We start from the raw sequence: 19446 nt of genomic DNA, 5'->3' as shown, positions 1-19446 counted from the left end.
TAAATTAAGGTCACTAATTGCCTTCTTTATTTCTTTAATTGCTTCATTAATATACTCTACCCGCTGTTCCCGACGTGAATTCATCAAGTGAACAATCCGGTAATATTGTTGTGGGTTTAGGTAACGGAGGGAAAGATCTTCAAGTTCCCATTTGATCGTACTAATTCCCAGTCGATCAGCAATCGGGGCATAGATCTCCAAAGTTTCGTTTGAAATCCGGCGTTGCTTATCTGGACGCAAATGCTGGAGGGTCCGCATATTGTGAAGGCGATCGGCCAACTTCACAATCATCACACGAATATCCTTCGACATTGCTAATAATAATTTACGATGAGTGGCAGCCATCTGTTCCTTGTTTGACTTATACTGAATCTTTCCCAGCTTAGTATCACCATCAACAATTAAGGCAATCGTTGGCCCAAACAATTCTTTAATATCATCCAGGGTTGCTCCAGTATCTTCAACAATGTCATGAAGATAACCAGCACAGACCGTTTCTGGATCCATGTGTAAATTAGCGAGAATTCCTGCCACCTGAATTGGGTGGATAATATACGGCTCACCTGATTTACGGCGTTGATCATGATGGCAAACACTGGCAAACCGATATGCCCGTTCAACTAAAGCAACATGTTCATCATTCATATATGAAGAGACCATCTTCAGGACATCTTCATGCGATAATTCTTTAATTTCCGACAATATGCCACCCTCCAATCTAGACTACTTTTTTTGGTTCTGCGCGCTTATTGACCAAGATAAGTACGTTATCCCTAAATAAAATAGTGCAAAATAAATCGTATACTTCGGCATGAATAGATAAGAAGTAATCAAATACAGTAACGGAAATACTAATAAATCCCACCATTTCAATCTATTCTTTTCTATATATTGACCAAGCCAAATACTAAAAAGCATATTAACAAAAAAGAGGACAAAGCCGACCATCCAAGTACGATGAATTAAATGCCCCTTATCACTAAGTAATGGCAAAATAATTCCGAAAAGGATGCTCCATCCCCACATAACAATACCTGTCTTTGCTTTCAATTCTTTTAGCCAAACCATAAACTAACTTCCTATACATAATATGATGAAAATAATTGTACCACAAACTATCAACTATTCCCTGATAATTCAGTAATAAATGAAACAGCCGACAAGAAGTATAAGGGGGCCGTTTCAGTTCGCAAGATCCGCGGGCCAAGGCCAACAGGAATGATGCCGTTCTCTTCCATTATACTAACCTCCGCGGTGCTTAAACCACCTTCAGGACCAAAAATTGCGAGAACAGAATCATTTTTATGCAGTTTCGATAAAGATTGGTATAAACGACTACTTTCACCACTCTTTGCGGATTCTTCCCAGGCAACCAAACGCATCGTCGCAGAATAATCTGCAAGAAGTTGCTTTAATGAAGCGCAGTATTCGACTTGTGGCTTAGCATTACGGTGCGATTGTTCTGCAGCAGCATCAGCAATCTTCTGCAGTCGAGAGATTTTCCGAGTTTGTTTTTGGGTATTCCAGTGACTAATTGAACGCTCGGCTTCAAAGAAAACGACTTTACTAGCACCGAGTTCAGTCCCTTTCTGAACGATTAATTCTGGCTTTTCCTTTGTTTTTGGTAAACCACACGCAAGAATAACCGATACCGGTAATTCACTATCCTTACCGAGCTTCTCTACCAGCTGGGCAGTTGCCCTTGGTGTTGTCGATACTAATTTAGCAAGGTAAGCTTGGTGATCCGCTAATACTAACTCAAATTCAGTGCCAACTGTCGCCCGAAGAACAGTCACTAAGTGGTGAGCAATATCTTTTGGTATGTTTATTCGATCCCCTGTCTTCACTTGATCAATGAAGTAACGTTGCACTATTCTTCACCCTCTTTTGGCTTATGAGCAATCATCCCGTACCAGTCCTTCATCCGTAATTTTTGGTCAACAATAAAGTGATACTTCTTCAATTCACTTTCAACCAATTCAGCCTTATCCTTAATAATTCCGGAAACCAAGAAGTGCCCACCTGGCTTAAGGTTTTCAAAGGCTTGAGGGACAAGCGGAACAATAATTTCAGCAAGAATATTGGCAACAATTAGTTCTACCTGAGTGTGGATACCGTCAAGTAAACTATTAACGCCAATTTTAATATCAGCTGCAGCTGGATTTAATTCAATGTTCTTTTTAGCAGAACGAACAGCAACTTCATCAATATCGTAAGCAGCTACCTGTCCGACACCAAGCTTTTTTGCCGCAATACTTAAGACTCCAGATCCAGTTCCAACATCAATCATTGATTCACCACCACGAACAACGATCTCAAGTGCCTCTAACATTAAGCGGGTCGTTGGGTGTGTTCCTGTTCCAAAGGCCATTCCCGGATCAAGAACAATCAGCTTCTCGTTAGCTGAATGTGGTTCATAGTTTTCCCATTGCGGAACAATCGTCAATTGGTTGGTCACCCGTAATGGATGGTAATACTTTTGCCAAACCGTTGCCCATTTTTCATTATTAACCGCCTCTGAAATAACAAGACCTGCACCCGGATCAAGCTGATAATCCCGCAATTTAGCAACCTTTTCCTTAATCGTTGAAACAAGTTCAGGAACAAAGATATTTTGCGGAAAGTATCCGGTAACTGCTGCTCCGTCCTTACGGTGAGGAATCGTTTGTGGATCGATAATTTCACCATATTTACCATAGCGTCCCGGTTTTAACTTGGCAAAATCTTTAGCATCATCAATCTGTACTCCCGCTGCACCCTCACTTGTTAAAATGTAGCTTACGGCTTCTACCGCTTCACTAGAAGTAACCACTTTTACTGCTGTCCAGTCCATATTATTCTCCTTTATTAACTAAAAAATGACCACCAAGATGATGGTCACAACAATTCGCTTGCCTATTCTTCATTTTCAAAATCATCAGGCTGCGCTTGGTTCTCCTTATCACCCTTGCCAAAATGACTCTTTAAATACTCTATCAAATCCGCTTCGGTTCGAAAAATTCGTGGATGATGTTGGTGATGCAGGCGAACATCAATCTCATTAATTCTCAGTCGCCCCGTCCATGTATGGGAGTAGCGAATGATTACCCGATTGTTCAACCGATGCTTACCAAAGCGAAAAACATACACATGCTGGGGCGTCATCATCGGCCGAATGTATTCCTTTTTATACATTAAGTCATTATCACGCATAAACCGCTTCGTTTGATTCAACACGGTAACCACCACCTCCTTTATATAATTAAATCTACTAACATATGGCTTTATTTTATCACATGGTTAAGATTGTGCAAAAGGTTAATGCAAATTAATCTTTCCAATATTAAGAAATGCTATAATGCCTTCATTAAAAACTTAGGGGGATCACTTATATGATCGGAATTTTAATCGCGTTCTTCTTATTATGGCTCCTATGGAAAGTAGGCCTTTTTACGTTAAAGATCCTTACTGTACTGTTCATGGTCTTTTTGATAGGCTCTCTCTTCCACTTCCTATTAATTCCTGCAATTATTGTTGCGCTCGCCATCATGATTTTTGGGAGTTTGCAATCATAAGAACAAGCTAATTATGGCCAGATAATGGTTAAATCGAGCAAAAAATGATAATAATTCTGAATTTAATAGCTTTTTTCACAAGGAATGTTATAATTAGTCATGTGAGAGAAATCTCAAATAGCATATTTACTGGATGAAAGGGAGACTGTTTAATTATGTCTAAGAATCATCAAAAAGTTGTTCTTGTTGGTGACGGTGCCGTAGGTTCAAGTTACGCTTACGCATTAGTACAACAAGGTTTAGCTGAAGAATTAGCCATTGTTGATATTGTTAAGAAGCGTACTGAAGGTGACGCTTTGGACCTTGAAGATGCTACTGTCTTCACTGCACCAAAGCAAATCTACGCTGCTGACTACGACACTTGCAAGGATGCTGACTTAGTAGTTATCACTGCTGGTGCTCCACAAAAGCCAGGTGAAACTCGTCTTCAATTGGTTGACAAGAACCTTAAGATTATGAAGTCCGTTGTTGAACCAATTGTTAAGTCTGGTTTCAATGGTATCTTCTTGATTGCTGCTAACCCAGTTGATATCCTAACTTACGCTGTTCAAAAGCTTTCAGGCTTCCCAAAGAACAAGGTTATCGGTTCAGGTACTTCACTTGACTCATCACGTCTTCGGATTGCCTTGGCTAAGTTATTCAACGTTGATCCTCGCGATGTTTCAGCAAACATTCTTGCTGAACACGGTGACTCCGAATTTGCTGCTTACTCAAGCGCAACTATCGGTGGCAAGCCACTTCTTGACATTGCTAAGGAAAACAATGTTTCAATGGATCAATTACTTAAGATTGAAGATGACGTTCGTAACAAGGCTTACGAAATCATTAACCGTAAGGGTGCTACCTTCTACGGTGTTGCAACCTGCTTAATGCGGATTACTCGTGCTATCTTACGTGACGAACATGCTGTATTACCAGTTGGTGCTCCAATGAACGGTGAGTATGGCGTTAATGACCTTTATATCGGTACCCCAGCAGTTGTTTCTGCAAACGGTATTGATAAGGTTATCGAAGTTCCATTGGATGACCGTGAAAAGAAGGCTATGGATGCTTCTGCTGCTGCCCTTGAAAAGGTTGCTAAGGATGGTATGGCCAAGCTTCAAAACAACTAATTATTCTTAATTAGTTACTCAAAAAGGACTCGGAAATTCCGAGTACTTTTTCTTTTTAAATTAAATTTCAAAATTGCTTACTACTTATTTAATAGTGCATTTCCGCTTCCAAATTCTTTTTTCGGCCAGCTTGCAATACATAAACAGCAACGATTACCAATGCAATTCCGATAATTTCAACAAATGATAAATGAAGGTTAAAGAAGATCACGCTGAGAATTGATGTTGTAATTGGTTGTAAGGCATCCATAATGCTTACAACATCTGATGGTGCGTACCGCGTTGCCCACATTAACAGACTAAACGGTAAGATTGTTCCGAATAATACAACAGTAGCAACCGATGCCACTAATTCAACACTAACATGTGGTGGGTTAACCCAAAATGGTCGGTATAGGTTAAATAGGACACTTGCAATCATTGTCCCCCAACCCAATACAACAATCGGTGGGTTAGAATCAGCTGCTCGTTGCGGTAAGACAACATATAAAGCAGCGGTAATTCCAGAGCCAAGTCCCCATAAAAGTGAAACCAACGGGAGATCAAGCTGACTAAAACTCCCCTTAGTAATGGCAAAGAAAACACCAATTAATGCTAAGGCAAACGCAATTAGGTCACTCCGAAACGGTCGCCGGTGTTTGAAAAGGACCCCGCCAAGAACAATGAATAGTGGTGAAAGGTATTGCAGAATAGTTGCTGCTGACGCATTCCCAGTTTGAATTGAATAGTAAAAGGTTAATAAATTAGCCATCAAACCGAAGACAGCGTAAGAGAACACAGAAATTGTTGTATCACGACGTTTAAAAACATTAAATGTCTTTTTCCCGTACATAAAGCCACTAATCACAAGCAAGATAATTCCGGCAGAAAACGTCCGAATGGATAACATCCACGTTGCTGGGATTGCAAGATTTTGGGAGATTAATTGGAGCGTTGTTCCTGAGATCCCCCACATTACTGATGCAGCTGCTGCAATAATAATCCCCTTCATTACCGGATTACTTGTTTTTTTCGCCATAAGGCAACCTTCTTTCTCTTAAATCATTTTTTCTTTTTTCCTTGTGAATTCAAATTGAAAATCGGAATCTTAGGTCCCTGAATTTTTCGTGGCTCCTGATGTGAATAGCTATTCTGTGATTTACGCTCTTCATATTGGCGTTCATGTTCACGAATATCATGAGCTGATTTCAGGCCCTGCCGAGACCAATTGCGTAAAATTCGGTCAATATATTGAAGGCTTAATGCATTATTCATCACGGCCTGTTTTAATGCCAAATCAATAATTGAAGCTTGATAATGATCATGATCGATCCAATCATTAACAATTTGCATTTCCATAGGTGAAAGTGGTCTACCAACTTCAGCCTCAATCTTATTAAAGGTTTCTTTTCGCTGGTTACCTTCGCTTTTCTGAACTTGTTCAGCACTCTTCTGCTCATTAAACGCACTTAGCTTATTAATCAGTGGTGTAAAGTCCCAAAAAGCGTCCTCCTTACCATCCGGTAGCTTTCGCATTTGTTGAACCACAAGTTGGTTACTCATCATCTGGTGAAGTAAATTAAATACCTGGTTCTCGTCAGTTTGTAAATGATGAGCTATTTGACGAATGTCAGGATCAATAACGCCGCGGTCTATATAAGACTTAAACTCAAGATAAACGACCAATTGAGCCGTTGACATCCCCAAATCGTGATAATGATGAAGCAAAATATTACTGATTGAAGTCTCCCCAGCATTAAGGTACTGAACTAATGAACTATCATTTTCAGTCACTATGATCCCCCCTAACTATATTTAAGCAAAAAAGATAAGGGGACTAGCGACTAATTAACCGGTCCCCTCAATCCTTCTAACTACAAATTATTTATCGTTTGGACAACTTTTCCCGTCTTAAAATTAATAAGGTCATAACATAGTTGCCCTTTATGGTTACGGTAAGTGACTTCCCAAACCACTTTATCATTAAAGATCCCTGGTGCCGCCTTTAAGACTTCTTGTGGATTACGCCTTTGCCGAACCTGTTGAATTACTTGTTGGGCGGTTAAGCCACTACTCTGTTTTAATACGCGGACATTTCCTCCATGTTGCGGAACAACCACTAAAATTGGCTGGTTCTGATCATTCCTTCCCGCAATCGTATAGTAGGTATTCTCACGGTTATAAATATAAAACTGACCTGGCTTACTAAGATGAGCATACTTTTTTGCAATCGAAACGGTTTGTCGTCTAGCCGCCGAACGGGGTTGGTTACTAATAAGGTAAAGGATCCCCATAATAACAACAAGCGCAATAATTACAATTAAAATATTGCGAAACGTTTGTCCAGCAGAACGGTTTTGCTTATTACGCTGGACTTCACGACGACTCTGCATGTAATTTCCCCTCTTTGAATAGTTTACTAATCTTAAAAATTATACCAGAAATTTTTAATTTTCGTCATTTAACTGATACTTTCTTAAAAATTTCTTGGCCTCTTTCACCAGCTCAGGCGTTGCCAATTCTTTTATTGGAAGCCCTTTTGGTAAGTTCTTCAACATTGAACTACCATATTGACGCGTACTTATTCGTGAATCAAGAATAACACCAACACCAAAATCATCTGGAGTCCTTAGTAGCCGACCAATTCCCTGCTGAAGTTTCATCGTTGCTTTAGGAAGGGCTGAATGATAGAACGGATTCTTCCCTTCACGCTTTAATAAGTCATTTTGGGCCCGATTCATGATTTCATCAGGAGAATCAAATGGCAGTCGAGTAACAATCAATAATTCTAAGGCCGCCTTCGGAAGATCGATCCCTTCCCAAAAGCTCGATGCACCCAAAAGAATTGCGCTTGTCCCGCTTGCAAACTGTTTAAGGAGCTTTGATCGCCGCCCAGTAATTCCCTGAGCTAAGATATCTCGCTGATCAAACAGATCCGTCTCCTTGAGCTGACTATATACCTGTTCAATTGTTACTAACGAATTAAACAGGATCATTATTTGACAATGGTTGTGTTTACAAAGATTATAGATTGTCTGAGCTAAATAATGAATATAGTCTTGATTATTTGTCCTGTTAGGCGTTGGAGCGTCCTTTGCTACTAATAATTCAGCCCTTTCCTCATAGTTAAATGGCGATGCAAACCGCTTTCGTAATGTTTCCGAGCGATCCAAGTCAAGCTGTTCATACAAGTAATTAGATCTACTCGAAGTAAATAAGGTTGCCCCGACAAATAGTGGTTGAGAAAAATACGGATAGACGTTTTCCGTTAAGAAATGATTAACCGTTATCATACCACCACTTATCTTCATCGAACTATGCTCAGTTGATTGTTGAACAGTTAACCAGAAAGCAGCGGTCTGTGGACGCTCCTCTAATGTTTCGGTAAATTGATGAAGCTTATCGTCAGCATCAGCAAGAACCATCCACTGACTTTGGAATTGGCTCATTAAATACCGATCACTAAATAACCACCGATCTGCTTGGCGCTCAAACAGGTGCCGCAACGCTACAAAATGAAGTTGAATGTTTGCTAATGACTGTTCAAGCTGCATGATTTGTTTGCTACTTGGCGTAAGAAGTGACAATAATCGTTGGTTATCTAATGGTTGCTCGATTAATTCATTCCCGTTACCCTGAACATTAAGCATAAACTGACGGTACAGTGACTGCTGAAATACATTGGTGGCTTCACTCAATGACCGTAAATCGTCCCTTAGTAGTTCTACATTATATGTACCTAGCGCATGTTCCTCAAAAATGTTCGCCAAATTACGGTCCTGATTATCATTAACCAGATTTTCTAAAACGTGAATTGCAGTTCGAATGCTTTGAAAATCAAGTGTTTGCCGTGAGCGACGTAGGATACTCTCACTCAAATGCTGTGCTTCGTCAACTACTAAATAGGGTCGACGAGTTCCATCGCCTAATTCTTGGGCATGATCAACAAGATAAGCATGGTTAGTGATAATAACATTAGCAGTATGTAGTTGTTTTTGACGACGAATTAGGAAGTCATCTTTATAGAATTCATTATCTTCACGCAAGGTTTTAATCCCTTGGTGGCGGATTTCAGCAAAGTATGGTGAACGTTGTGCATTGAGATTTAACTCATCAAGATCACCACTTGTAGTCTTTAGTAGCCAAACCAGAATTTTTGCTTTGATCAGCTGAACGTAATCAGAATCTTCAATAATGCTTAAAGAATGAACAAATTTAGCGAGATCCAAGTAATGTGAATTTCCCTTAACAACGACCCCATTTAATTTAAATGGCAGAAGTTGGTTTAATTGTTTCATCGCCTGCTGAGCAATTTGTTGCTGCAACAGGTTTGTTGCTGTGCTAATAACAATCTTTTTATCAGGGTAAGCAACATAAGCTAGTGGAAGAAGATAGCCAAGCGTCTTCCCAGTTCCCGTACCCGCCTCAACAATCATCGATTTAGGTGCGTCATGAGTATAGTTATTGTAAATACTGTTCATCATTTTTGATTGAACTGGGCGGAATTCGAACTTTTCTCCATAAAGTTTGCTCTTTGCCCGCTTAGTTGATGGATAACGAACCTTTGCCGTTTCTCCCTGACTAGTAGCTGGACGAACTTTGTGGAGGACAGTTCCGTGACTGACGTATAAATCATCTGCTAGTGGCAATGGTTGGGTTACCCGCTTCTTTAATTCTTGTTCCAAAACCATTGCCGTTTGTTGGGGTAGATTCAGCTTAAGTTCAACTAATCTTTCCAGAGTTAAGGTTGGTAACTTTCTTAGCCGTTTTTCAAGATCAACTAATAAATGCGCCGTTGCTTCAGCATCAGAAACGGCACTATGTGGATGATCATGTTCAATTGATAATGAACTAGTCAGATCCCGCAATCGGTAACTCCTAGCGGTCGGCATTAAGATCTGACTTAACGTTACTGTATCAATCGCTTTAATTGTTAACGTAGGGTAACCAGCCCGTTCTAGTTCCGAATTTAAAAAGGGAAAATCAAAATTAACGTTATGAGCAACAAAGATTGTTCCGCTTAAAAGGCTATATAACGTTCCTGCAACATCTTCAAATAACGGTGCCTGACGGACATCACTATTCTTAATCCCAGTTAATTGAGTAATCTGACGTGGGATCGATGTCCGTGGGTTAATTTTAGTTTCAAAATGATTAATAATCTCGCCATCTTGAACAAGTACACAGCCAATCTGAATAATCCTATCCCCATGATTAACACTTGTCCCAGTCGTCTCCAGATCAACAACTGAAAAGATCGGTCCACGAGAGCCTCTCCCCTTATGACGGCGTTTCATCGTTGTTGACAAACTATCACCATGTTTCATTATTTAGTCGATTAAAGTCCTGCTATTATGATACACCATTCATTTTTTAAATTATAGTAACAATTACCGTCAATCTTTGGCAAATCAATAAATTTACGCTATTATTAATAGTGGTATTTTTACGAAGAAAGTGGGTTTTGATGTGAAAGAACAAGGAATCGGTCACAGTCATGCCAAAATAATTCTGATGGGTGAGCACAGTGTTGTTTACGGAAAACCAGCAATTGCCCTCCCCTTACCAAGCGTTACTTTAACGGTAACAATGGAGCCAACTAACGAAGACGGCCATCAAATTAAAAGTCGTTACTTCTCCGGTCCATTAAATAAATTACCAGAGAAAATGAGTGGTATCCAACGCCTGGTCAATTCTCTAATTCAGCGATTCAATGGTGAAAACGATCAATGGATAATGACAATTAAAAGTCAGTTACCGGCAGAACGAGGAATGGGTTCATCGGCCGCCACGGCAGTTGCTATCGTTCGCGCCTTTTTTGATTTGTACGAAGAAAAACTTGAACGAAACCTACTACTAAAGCTCGCCGATATTGAGGAAGAGGTAACTCACCGAAGTCCCTCTGGCCTGGATGCCGCTACTGTTAGTTCGACCTCACCACTTTACTTTATCAAGGGCCAAGAAGGTCAACCAATTCAAATGAACCTTCAAGCCACAATGATAATTGCCGATACCGGTGTAAAAGGTGCTACTAAAGATGCAATTGCGGCTGTCAAACACGAATTAGCAACCAATAATGATATTGCTCAAGCCCATATCGACCATCTAGGAAAGCTAGTTAATTTAACCAGACATTATTTAAGGGAAAATGATGTAATGAGTTTGGGGATCGCATTAACTAGCGCGCAAAAGGATTTGCAGGCACTAAATGTCAGCAATTCACAACTAGATCAACTAATTACTGTTGCTAATCAAAATGGCGCATTGGGAGCCAAATTAACCGGTGGTGGTCGTGGCGGCTGCATGTTCGCCATTACCAGAACTGCACTTGGAGCTCGTAAATTAGCAGGAATATTAAAAGAACAAGGAGCTAGACAAGTATGGCTCCAACCACTCGGTGATACGGAGGAGATTAATTAATGATCACTGCGCGTGCACACACGAATATCGCACTAGTTAAATATTGGGGGAAGAAAGATCAGCAGCTCATCATTCCACAAACTGATAGCCTTTCTCTAACCCTCTCTGAATTCTATACCGACACGGGAGTAGAATTTACGGATGGACTGACGACGGATCAAATTCAAATTGACGGTCAATCAATTACCGGCCACGCTGCTGATAAAGTTAAAAACTTTCTCAATCTTGTTAGACAAATCAGTGGTATCAACCGTTACGCTAAGGTTGTTTCAACAAACCACGTTCCAATGTCTGCTGGCTTAGCTTCCTCTGCCTCTGCATTTGCGGCCTTAGCAACTGCCGCCAGTAAGGCTGCAGGAATGAATCTCGATCGGCGATCGCTTTCCCGGCTCGCTCGTCGTGGCTCCGGGTCAGCAACTCGCTCTATTTACGGTGGTCTTGTTGAATGGCACCGCGGGACCGATAACGCTAGTTCTTTTGCGGAGCCCGTCATGGAAAATCTTGATTTTGGAATTGAAATGATTGCGATCCTCATCAATACTTCCAAGAAAAAAGTTTCAAGTCGCCATGGAATGCAATCAAGTGTTACGTCATCACCCTATTATCCCGCATGGCGAAAAGTCGTTGCTCACGACATGATTGCGATTAAAGAAGCAATTAAAAACAAAGATATTGATCAAATTGGTCATATTGCGGAGGAAAATGCATTACGGATGCATGCATTAACCCTTTCGGCTGATCCTGGTTATACCTACTTTACTGGTGATACGATTCGCGCAATTCAAGCGGTTAATCACTTGCGTTCACAGGGGATTAGCTGTTACTATACTATGGATGCTGGGCCGAATGTGAAGGTGATTTATGACCGGAAGAATCGGGAAAAAATTATCCAATCCTTGGGGGAAATTTTTGGTAAGGAGAAATTAATTATTTCTCAGCCAGGACCAGGAGTAAAAATTATTAACAAGTAAGATTTGATTGAGAGGTTATATAAGATTGATTACTGAAAAAGCACCCGGTAAACTTTACATTGCCGGTGAATATGCTGTTGTTGAAAATGGTTATCCAGCGGTTTTAGTAGCACTGGACCAATTCGTTACTTGTTCAATTGAAAGAAGTGCTGAAGAAGTCGGGAGGATTATTAGTCGACAATACCATAATAATGCTTTGCAGTGGCACCGCCTTGGGGAACAAATGGTAGTCGATAATCGGGATAATCCATTCTCATATATTCTTTCTGCAATTAGGGTAACGGAAGAATACGCGCGAAGTTTTGCTCGTGAATTACAGATATTTGACCTTCATATTGATAGTCAATTAGATAGTGATTCTGGTAAAAAATATGGACTTGGTTCTTCGGCTGCCGTGACTGTCGCTACCGTAAAGGCCCTCTGTCGGTTCTACAACTTACCGGTAACTAAGGACGACATTTTTAAATTAGCAGCAATCGCCCACTTTGAAGTTCAGGGAAACGGTTCACTTGGCGATGTTGCTGCCTCAGTTTATGGCGGCTGGATCGCCTACCATTCATTTGATCGCCAATGGCTTGCTCAACAACGGAAATACCTTGACTTACAGACTTTGATTTCCCTTCCATGGCCAGACCTTAAAATCGAATCATTAGATGCACCGAAAAACTTACAACTTCTTATTGGTTGGACTGGGAAACCTGCTTCAACTTCACAACTAGTCGATAAGATTTCTTTATTTAAGGCGCGGCAACAAGACGAATACCATCAATTTCTTGAAGAAAGTAAGCACTGTATTCAAAGAATGGTCGATGGTTTTCATAACGCGGATCTAGAATCAATTAAAAATGAAATCCGTTATAACCGTGACCTATTAAAACAGCTTGGAACTAATTCGGGAGTCCACATTGAAACTCCTGTTTTGAATAAGCTTTGCCAAATTGCAGAAGATTTTGGCGGTGCAGCTAAAACATCTGGTGCTGGCGGTGGTGATTGCGGAATTGTTGCCATCGATCGTAACAGTAACTTTAAGCAAGTCCTTAAGAATTGGACTGCCAATGAGATCGAGCAGTTACCGCTTTCTGTGCACTTCATTAATAACGTTAAAGGTGAGATCAAGCACCACCTCATCAAAAAATAAAGATTAAAAGAGTGTGATAATTGGTCTAACGTCTAAAATCACACTCTTTTATTATATTTATACCTAAGGAGAACATTATGGAATCAAACCATGCCCAACGAAAAAACGAACATCTTTCGTTAGCAACAAAGCTATATGATCAGGTCCATATTAATTCACTTGACAACCTTCAGATTATTCATCGTAGCCTACCAGAAATTAGTCTTGATCAGGTAACCACGGCTACTAAGTGCGGAAATTTAAGTTTAGAATTTCCTTTCTATATTGAAGCAATGACTGGTGGTAGTCAAAATGCTTATAAAATTAACCGTGAGCTGGCAATGATTGCTAAAAAACATCATCTCGCGATGGCAGCTGGCTCTGCAAGTATTATTTTTCACGACCCAAATGCCCGTAAAAGCTTTTCGATTATTCGTGAAATCAATCCCGATGGCATTGTTATCGCTAACTTAAGTGCTAACGCAAACCTAGAGCAAGCACAGGCCGTTATTAAATTACTAAAGGCAGATGCCCTTGAACTTCACATCAATACTGCTCAAGAATTAGTAATGGCAGATGGCGATCGTGACTTTCACTGGTTGACAAACATCAAATCACTGATTAACCACCTTGATGTTCCAGTAATAGTAAAAGAAGTTGGCTTTGGGATGGATGCATCAACCATTAACCTCCTCCAATCAATTGGAGTTAAGCTAATCAATATTAGTGGTCGAGGAGGGACTAATTTCGTCGCAATTGAAAACCGCCGAAATCATCTCTCAGATTTCAGTTTTCTTAATAATTGGGGACAAACAACTTTAGAGTCGTTATTGGAAGCGAAAAAAGTACGGAAACGAGAAACACAGATTATCGCCTCTGGTGGAATTTGTTCACCGCTTGACGTTATTAAAGCTGGGATCCTTGGTGCTAATGAAGTTGGGGTTGCTGGTTACTTTCTCAACGTTCTTATTCATAATGGGACCGACGCCCTTGAAAAAGAGATTAACAATTGGGAAATTACCCTCCCCCGTCTCCTTACTCTCCTTGGCTGTAAAACATTTAACGAACTAACCTCAGTTGATTTTGTGTTACACGGTAAAGAACTAGAATATGCGCAACAACGGCATTTAATCTAAAGGAGGCCTCATCCATTGACAGCGTACCAGAATATTCTGTTTGACCTTGATGATACCCTGCTTGATTATGGAGCAGCTGAAGAACACGCATTACAGCAATTATTTCAAGATTTCAATTTAATGCTAACGCCCGCTGTTAAGCGAACGTTCCAAGAATATAATGTTGGGATGTGGCAACGCTATGAACGCGGTGAACTCAGTTGGGATCAATTGATGGATCACTTATTCGCTGACTACTTTAAGGTTTACCATAAGCTAAGCGTTTCGGGAAGGCAAACAATTAAAACCTACCTTACTTACCTTAGTGATAACCACCAACTAATTCCAGGTACCCGAACGGTTTTAAATTACTTAAAGCAAAATAATTATCGTGTATATGCGGTAACTAATGGACAGAAAATTGTTCAGGATAAACGACTTAAAGAATCAAAATTATTACAATTTTTTGATGGTATTTTCATTTCCCAAATCATCGGGTTTCAAAAGCCTGATAAAAAAATGTTTGATTATGTTTTGACGAAGATTAACGGGCAACGTGCCAATACCATCATGGTTGGTGATTCTTTAAGCTCAGACATTCAAGGTGGCTTTAATGCCCATCTTGACACAATTTGGTTCAACCCCCATTCAATCCACAATTCAACCCGACTTAAGCCAACCTTTGAAATTCACCGACTAACTGAACTTAAATCTTTACTTTAAACTAAAAAAATGTGATGGTTTCCCATCACATTTTTTTACTACTTAATTAGGTAATTAACTAAACCAACCTTAGTCATTCCATCAGTAGCAATTTTCTTTAAAGCGTCTGATGACTTAGCCATTGCTTCGCTTTCACGTTCGTTTAACGGAACTTCAATAACCTTTGAAATACCAGATGCATTAATAACGGCTGGAGTACCAAGGTAATTATCCTTAATTCCATATTCGCCATCAATGTATGCACCAACAGGTAATACAGCATTTTCGTCCCGCAAGATTGCACGTGTAATCCGCATTAAGCAGGTTGCAACACCATATGCAGTGAAGCCTTTCCGGTTGATGATTTCATATGCCTTGTGACGTACGTCATCTTCAATCTTAAGCAATTCATCATTGCTAATTCCCTTTTCTTCACAGATTTGAAGAAGCGGTTTACCACCAACGGTAGCACTAGAATATGCAGCAAATTCTGAATCACCGTGTTCAGCCATAACATTAGCACTAATGTCTAATGGGCTAACACCTAACTTCTTTGCCAAAGCTACACGTAATCGTGCAGAATCAAGAGATGTTCCGGATGAAATAACCCGACTAGCAGGTAATCCAGAAATCTTTTGAACAGCGTAAGTCAACACATCAACTGGGTTTGTTGCCAGTAAGAGAATTCCATCGAAACCAGTAGCCATAATACTCTTCGTAATTTGCTTCATGATTTCAAGGTTCTTACCAACCAAATCAAGACGAGTTTCACCTGGTTTTTGGGCAGCACCAGCACAGATTACAACTAAGTCTGCATCTGCACAAGCATCATAATCAGCTTGGTAAACTTGCTTTGGAGCAGTAAATACTGTTGCGTCTTCCAAGTCGAGGGCGTCACCTTCTGCGTGTTCCTTTGATAAGTTAACGATGGCTAATTCTTCAGCCAACCCTTGTTGAACTAATGCATAGGCGTAAGCTGAACCAACTTGTCCGTCACCAACAAGAACAACCTTTTGATGATTTTTTGACATAATTCAGTTTCTCCTTAATGTTAAATTACATGAATAAGTGTGCGTAGATTGGTACCAAGATGTCCATTGCTAATGAAACAATAACAACGGCAACGGCAGCCATAGCACCTTGAACTTCACCAAGTGAAAGAGCCTTAACAGAACCAACGGTGTGTCCGGCAGAACCTAATGACAAACCAGTAGCAACTGCAGAAAGTTTCTTCAAACCGAGAACCTTGATAAGGAATTCGGCCAAGGCGTAGATAACAACGGCGTTAAGGATACATGCCATAGCGGTAACGGCAGGAACACCGTGAACACCGGCAGCAATTGGCATAGCAACAGCGGTAGTAGCTGCTTGTGGAAGCATTGAAGCAGTTGAAGCAGCTGACAAACCGAAGAGCTTAGATACTAATTGAATCAAGAAGAGTGAAATGAATCCACCAACAAACATGATTACGATGATATCGAACCAGTACTTCTTGAAAACATCGTTAACCCGGTATAGCGGAATAGCGAAGGCCATAGTAGCAGGGTTCAAGAACCAGAAAATCATGTTACCACCAGGAAGGTAGAACTTCTTGTAAACAGCAGCAGTAGTGGAGCCAGTACCCTTAGCCCAAATTGCTAAGATAACGATACCAAGAACCATACCAACAAGTAATGGGTTAAAAAGGAAGAATCCATTACTAATCTTAGTTAACCACATACCAATAAGGTAAACGATTAATGAAATAAAAATACCAGTGAATGGTAGTGCTAGATTTGTAACAATCGTATTAGCCATAATTAATTGCCTCCCTAGTCTTCATCCTTGGTACCAGTGATCTTGTGGTGAATACCCATGACCAAAGCACCAACGTAAGCAATTACGACAAGCAAGATAATCGTTGAAATAATGATAACGATAATATCTTGAAGTCCTTCCTTCTTCATGATGTCCAAGTGGGCAGCCAATTGGATACCAGATGGAACGAACAAGAAAGCAATTAAGCCGATCATGAAGTCACCGAACTTAGCAACTTGGTGAAGCTTAACAATGTGACAAGCCAACAGAATGTAAAGCAAAATCATAGCGATCAAAGAGGTCGGTACGACAAAGCTCTTTGGAAAAAGATCAGAGATCAATTGAGAAACAAATAAAATAGCAGCAAAGATTCCCATTTGAACATAAATGTTGGAATCCTTAGGTTGTTTGTCCTTTTCCATAACTTATTCCCTCCCACAGAAATAAAAATAAATTTTGATCGGCGCCATACATTTAACGCCTCTTCAGTTATCTAATTTACACTTTTTTGACAATTTGTGTTAGTTTTCACAGCTAAATAGCCATATTTGATGATGAAATGCCCTAGAGCGCGGATGAGATGCCATTAAGTTTGTTAATTTTTTTACAATTTAAACAAAAAAATGAAATATAATCGTCCTAATTCATTTATATTCCCTCCTCTTATTCCTAGTAAATCAGTAATTATCAATCCTACTTTTATCTTGTACGGCTTTGCTCGGGTTTTTTCATTATATTCTTTGTTTAATAAAACAAAAGGAGTGTCAATCAAGCTCTCTTGATCACACTCTCTTTCTCCATGTTTAATTGAAATTATACTCCTAACGCCTGTTTTGTTGCAGTAACATAGGAACGACTTACGGGAATTTTACTCCCGTCGACAAGCGTTAACTCATAGGTATGATTAAAGCTTGGCTGTAATTCATGAACCTTATTGAGATTAACGACAAAGCTCCGGTGCACCCGGATAAACCTATGGGGGTCTAATGAATTAATAATACTGTTTAACGTTTGTTTGCTGAGTATTTCCTGATCTTCAGTATGTACCAACGCCTTACCAGCCTGAGCCTGAACATAGAGAATATTCCGCTTCTGAACAACGATTGTCCGTTCGTCATTAGTTAACGAGATTCGGGGATTCTTTTGCTGCTCGGTAATTCCACTATTATTCTGACCAACCAACAGTTTAGCAACTCGCTTAACCGCATCATTGACTCGCTCCTGTTCAAATGGCTTCAGGACATAGTCAATTGCATCCGCTTCAAACGCATCTAATGCATACTGGTCATAGGCAGTTGCAAACACAATATAGGGACTGTTTTCTCGTTTTTTTAGACTTTTAGCAAATGCCATCCCGCTACCATCATCTAATTGAATATCCAGGAAAATTAGATCTGGACGATTTTTCTCAACCTCTTCCCGGGCAGAATTGACACCATCGGCCTTGCTGATATCATCAATTAAATCATTTTGCTCTAATAAATAACTAAGTTCATCTCGGGCTAATGGTTCATCATCCACAATTAAGACTTTCATTTACTGCTCCCCCCGTTTAGTTAATGGAATTGAAATTCTAACAGTTGTTCCTTGACTACTACTATCAAAGTGAAGTCGACTCTTTTCATCGTATAAGCCAACTAAACGTTGATTTAAATTATGAAGCGCGGTTCCCGAACCGTGCTCTGAGGGAACGGCTTCCGTTCCTAAGCGTTTAAGTAAAGCGGGTGAAATACCCTGACCATTATCGCTAACCGTAATCAGTAACCGCTTATCTTGACCGTTAACGTTAACAACTACATGATTATCCGTCTTCCGTTTTCCAAAAGCATGTTTTAACGCATTTTCCACGAGTACCTGAATTGTAAACGGTGGTAACAGGACGTCATCACTAACGGTGGTATTTAGCTGAACATCATACTTATTTGGAAACCTAGTCATTTCCAAACTAAGATACGCCTTAACCTGTTGCCATTCCTGAGCCAACGTAATTTTCGTTTCACGTGCGCCAATAAGGTTCGACCGAAAGTAAGTGCTTAGTTGTAATAACAATTGCCGTGCCTTTTCACTATCACGACGCATCATTGCACTAATGGTATTAATTGCATTAAAGAAGAAGTGAGGGTTTACTTGAGCCTGAAGTGACTTTATTTCGGCATCACGAACTAATTTAGCCTGCATTTCTGCTTCTCCAAGAGCAATCTGGTTAGAGAAAATTTCACCTAGTCCGGTCGCTAATTGAATTTCAACCGGAGTTAGCTTCCAGCTATCGGTATAGTACATCTTTAAAGTACCGACAACCTCTTCAGAAACCCGGAGCGGAACAACAATTGCCGCCTGCAGTGGGCAGTCAATGCGTGAACAACCTATCTCCTCAGCGTTTCGGGCAACCTTTACCTGACCGCTCTGAATTACAGATTCCGAAAGGGAAGTTACCATAGTTTCCCCAGAAATATGGTGATCACTCCCGGCACCAATATGCGCAAGGATCGTGTTTCGATCAGTGATACTAATTGCATCAAAATTAGTGTACTTTTTAATAATTCTCACAACCTGCTCTGCGGACTTAAAATTGAGACCATCTCTGAAATATGGCAAGGTCTGATTAGTCAATTTTAAAACAGAGTGGGTCTGCGTTGCTCGCGTTTCTTCTTCTTGACGAAGGTACATTGTGATAATCGA

General features: G+C 40.2%; 19 protein-coding genes and 1 pseudogene. 6 read left to right on the top strand and 14 right to left on the bottom strand.

Features of this window, described 5'->3' with window-relative positions:
• From LKJ51_RS06375 to LKJ51_RS06355, 5 genes are all read right to left on the bottom strand, one after another.
• Positions 1-702 (bottom strand): HD domain-containing protein (locus LKJ51_RS06375; RefSeq protein ID WP_291980190.1); only part of this gene is annotated, 702 nt, incomplete at its 3' end.
• Positions 703-723: 21 nt separating this feature from the next.
• The gene (locus tag LKJ51_RS06370; RefSeq protein WP_291978759.1) at positions 724-1068 is read right to left on the bottom strand and encodes a hypothetical protein; all 345 of its coding nucleotides are present in this window, start codon (positions 1066-1068) and stop codon (positions 724-726) included.
• Positions 1069-1118: 50 nt separating this feature from the next.
• The gene (locus tag LKJ51_RS06365) at positions 1119-1871 is read right to left on the bottom strand and encodes a 16S rRNA (uracil(1498)-N(3))-methyltransferase (RefSeq protein WP_291978760.1); all 753 of its coding nucleotides are present in this window, start codon (positions 1869-1871) and stop codon (positions 1119-1121) included.
• Complete coding sequence (gene prmA, locus LKJ51_RS06360) at positions 1871-2833, bottom strand: 50S ribosomal protein L11 methyltransferase (RefSeq protein ID WP_291978761.1); 963 nt, start codon at positions 2831-2833, stop codon at positions 1871-1873. The genes LKJ51_RS06365 and prmA overlap by 1 nt, the downstream gene beginning before the upstream one ends.
• Before the next feature lie 62 nt (positions 2834-2895).
• The gene (locus LKJ51_RS06355) at positions 2896-3192 is read right to left on the bottom strand and encodes a hypothetical protein (protein ID WP_291978815.1); all 297 of its coding nucleotides are present in this window, start codon (positions 3190-3192) and stop codon (positions 2896-2898) included.
• Positions 3193-3709: 517 nt separating this feature from the next.
• Between LKJ51_RS06355 and LKJ51_RS06350 the strand changes: the two genes are divergently transcribed.
• A complete protein-coding gene (locus LKJ51_RS06350; RefSeq protein ID WP_291978762.1) occupies positions 3710-4666 on the top strand; it encodes an L-lactate dehydrogenase in 957 nt (318 codons plus the stop codon).
• Positions 4667-4754: 88 nt separating this feature from the next.
• Here the strand turns inward: LKJ51_RS06350 and LKJ51_RS06345 are convergent, their stop codons facing one another.
• The 4 genes from LKJ51_RS06345 to LKJ51_RS06330 all read right to left on the bottom strand — a co-directional run bounded on the left by LKJ51_RS06345 (position 4755) and on the right by LKJ51_RS06330 (position 9972).
• Complete coding sequence (locus LKJ51_RS06345; RefSeq protein WP_291978763.1) at positions 4755-5684, bottom strand: DMT family transporter; 930 nt, start codon at positions 5682-5684, stop codon at positions 4755-4757.
• 23 nt (positions 5685-5707) lie between these two features.
• Positions 5708-6439: a DnaD domain-containing protein gene (locus LKJ51_RS06340; RefSeq protein WP_291978764.1), complete on the bottom strand. Its 732-nt coding sequence runs from the start codon at positions 6437-6439 to the stop codon at positions 5708-5710.
• 80 nt (positions 6440-6519) lie between these two features.
• On the bottom strand, positions 6520-7038 hold the full coding sequence (locus LKJ51_RS06335) for a cell wall elongation regulator TseB-like domain-containing protein (protein WP_291978765.1): 519 nt from the start codon (positions 7036-7038) through the stop codon (positions 6520-6522).
• A 54-nt stretch (positions 7039-7092) separates the two neighbouring features.
• The gene (locus LKJ51_RS06330) at positions 7093-9972 is read right to left on the bottom strand and encodes a helicase C-terminal domain-containing protein (protein WP_434737687.1); all 2880 of its coding nucleotides are present in this window, start codon (positions 9970-9972) and stop codon (positions 7093-7095) included.
• A gap of 142 nt (positions 9973-10114) precedes the next feature.
• On the opposite strand from LKJ51_RS06330, the gene mvk reads away from it, so the two are divergent.
• The 5 genes from mvk (at position 10115) to LKJ51_RS06305 (ending at position 14991) form a co-directional block, all read left to right on the top strand.
• Entirely contained in the window at positions 10115-11065 is a 951-nt protein-coding gene (mvk, locus tag LKJ51_RS06325; RefSeq protein WP_291978766.1) for a mevalonate kinase, read from the top strand.
• Positions 11065-12036: a diphosphomevalonate decarboxylase gene (gene mvaD / locus LKJ51_RS06320; RefSeq protein ID WP_291978767.1), complete on the top strand. Its 972-nt coding sequence runs from the start codon at positions 11065-11067 to the stop codon at positions 12034-12036. Before mvk ends, mvaD begins: the two co-directional genes overlap by 1 nt.
• A 25-nt stretch (positions 12037-12061) precedes the next feature.
• Complete coding sequence (locus LKJ51_RS06315; protein WP_291978768.1) at positions 12062-13174, top strand: phosphomevalonate kinase; 1113 nt, start codon at positions 12062-12064, stop codon at positions 13172-13174.
• Positions 13175-13248: 74 nt separating this feature from the next.
• On the top strand, positions 13249-14289 hold the full coding sequence (fni, locus tag LKJ51_RS06310) for a type 2 isopentenyl-diphosphate Delta-isomerase (protein ID WP_291978817.1): 1041 nt from the start codon (positions 13249-13251) through the stop codon (positions 14287-14289).
• A 15-nt stretch (positions 14290-14304) separates the two neighbouring features.
• Positions 14305-14991, top strand: coding sequence for a YjjG family noncanonical pyrimidine nucleotidase (locus LKJ51_RS06305; RefSeq protein ID WP_291978769.1), 687 nt, complete (start codon positions 14305-14307; stop codon positions 14989-14991).
• 38 nt (positions 14992-15029) lie between these two features.
• Here the strand turns inward: LKJ51_RS06305 and LKJ51_RS06300 are convergent, their stop codons facing one another.
• The 5 genes and pseudogenes from LKJ51_RS06300 to LKJ51_RS06280 form a co-directional block, all read right to left on the bottom strand.
• Positions 15030-16001 (bottom strand): L-lactate dehydrogenase, encoded by a 972-nt coding sequence (locus LKJ51_RS06300; RefSeq protein WP_291978771.1) that lies wholly within the window; start codon positions 15999-16001, stop codon positions 15030-15032.
• 25 nt (positions 16002-16026) lie between these two features.
• Positions 16027-16767 carry an LrgB family protein gene (locus tag LKJ51_RS06295; protein ID WP_291978772.1) on the bottom strand — a complete coding sequence of 247 codons (741 nt, stop codon included), beginning with the start codon at positions 16765-16767 and terminating at the stop codon, positions 16027-16029.
• Positions 16768-16781: 14 nt separating this feature from the next.
• Positions 16782-17189 carry a CidA/LrgA family protein gene (locus LKJ51_RS06290; RefSeq protein ID WP_291978773.1) on the bottom strand — a complete coding sequence of 136 codons (408 nt, stop codon included), beginning with the start codon at positions 17187-17189 and terminating at the stop codon, positions 16782-16784.
• A 391-nt stretch (positions 17190-17580) separates the two neighbouring features.
• On the bottom strand, positions 17581-18303 hold the full coding sequence (locus LKJ51_RS06285; RefSeq protein WP_291978774.1) for a LytR/AlgR family response regulator transcription factor: 723 nt from the start codon (positions 18301-18303) through the stop codon (positions 17581-17583).
• A pseudogene (locus LKJ51_RS06280) lies at positions 18281-19446 on the bottom strand (histidine kinase); the annotation flags it as partial. The pseudogene LKJ51_RS06280 and the gene LKJ51_RS06285, both read right to left, overlap by 23 nt.

Origin of the sequence: Limosilactobacillus sp. (genome assembly GCF_022651205.1) — a bacterium.
Taxonomy (GTDB): domain Bacteria; phylum Bacillota; class Bacilli; order Lactobacillales; family Lactobacillaceae; genus Limosilactobacillus.
The sequence above is the reverse complement of the archived record's forward strand: the minus strand, read 5'-3'. Positions and strand labels throughout refer to the sequence as shown.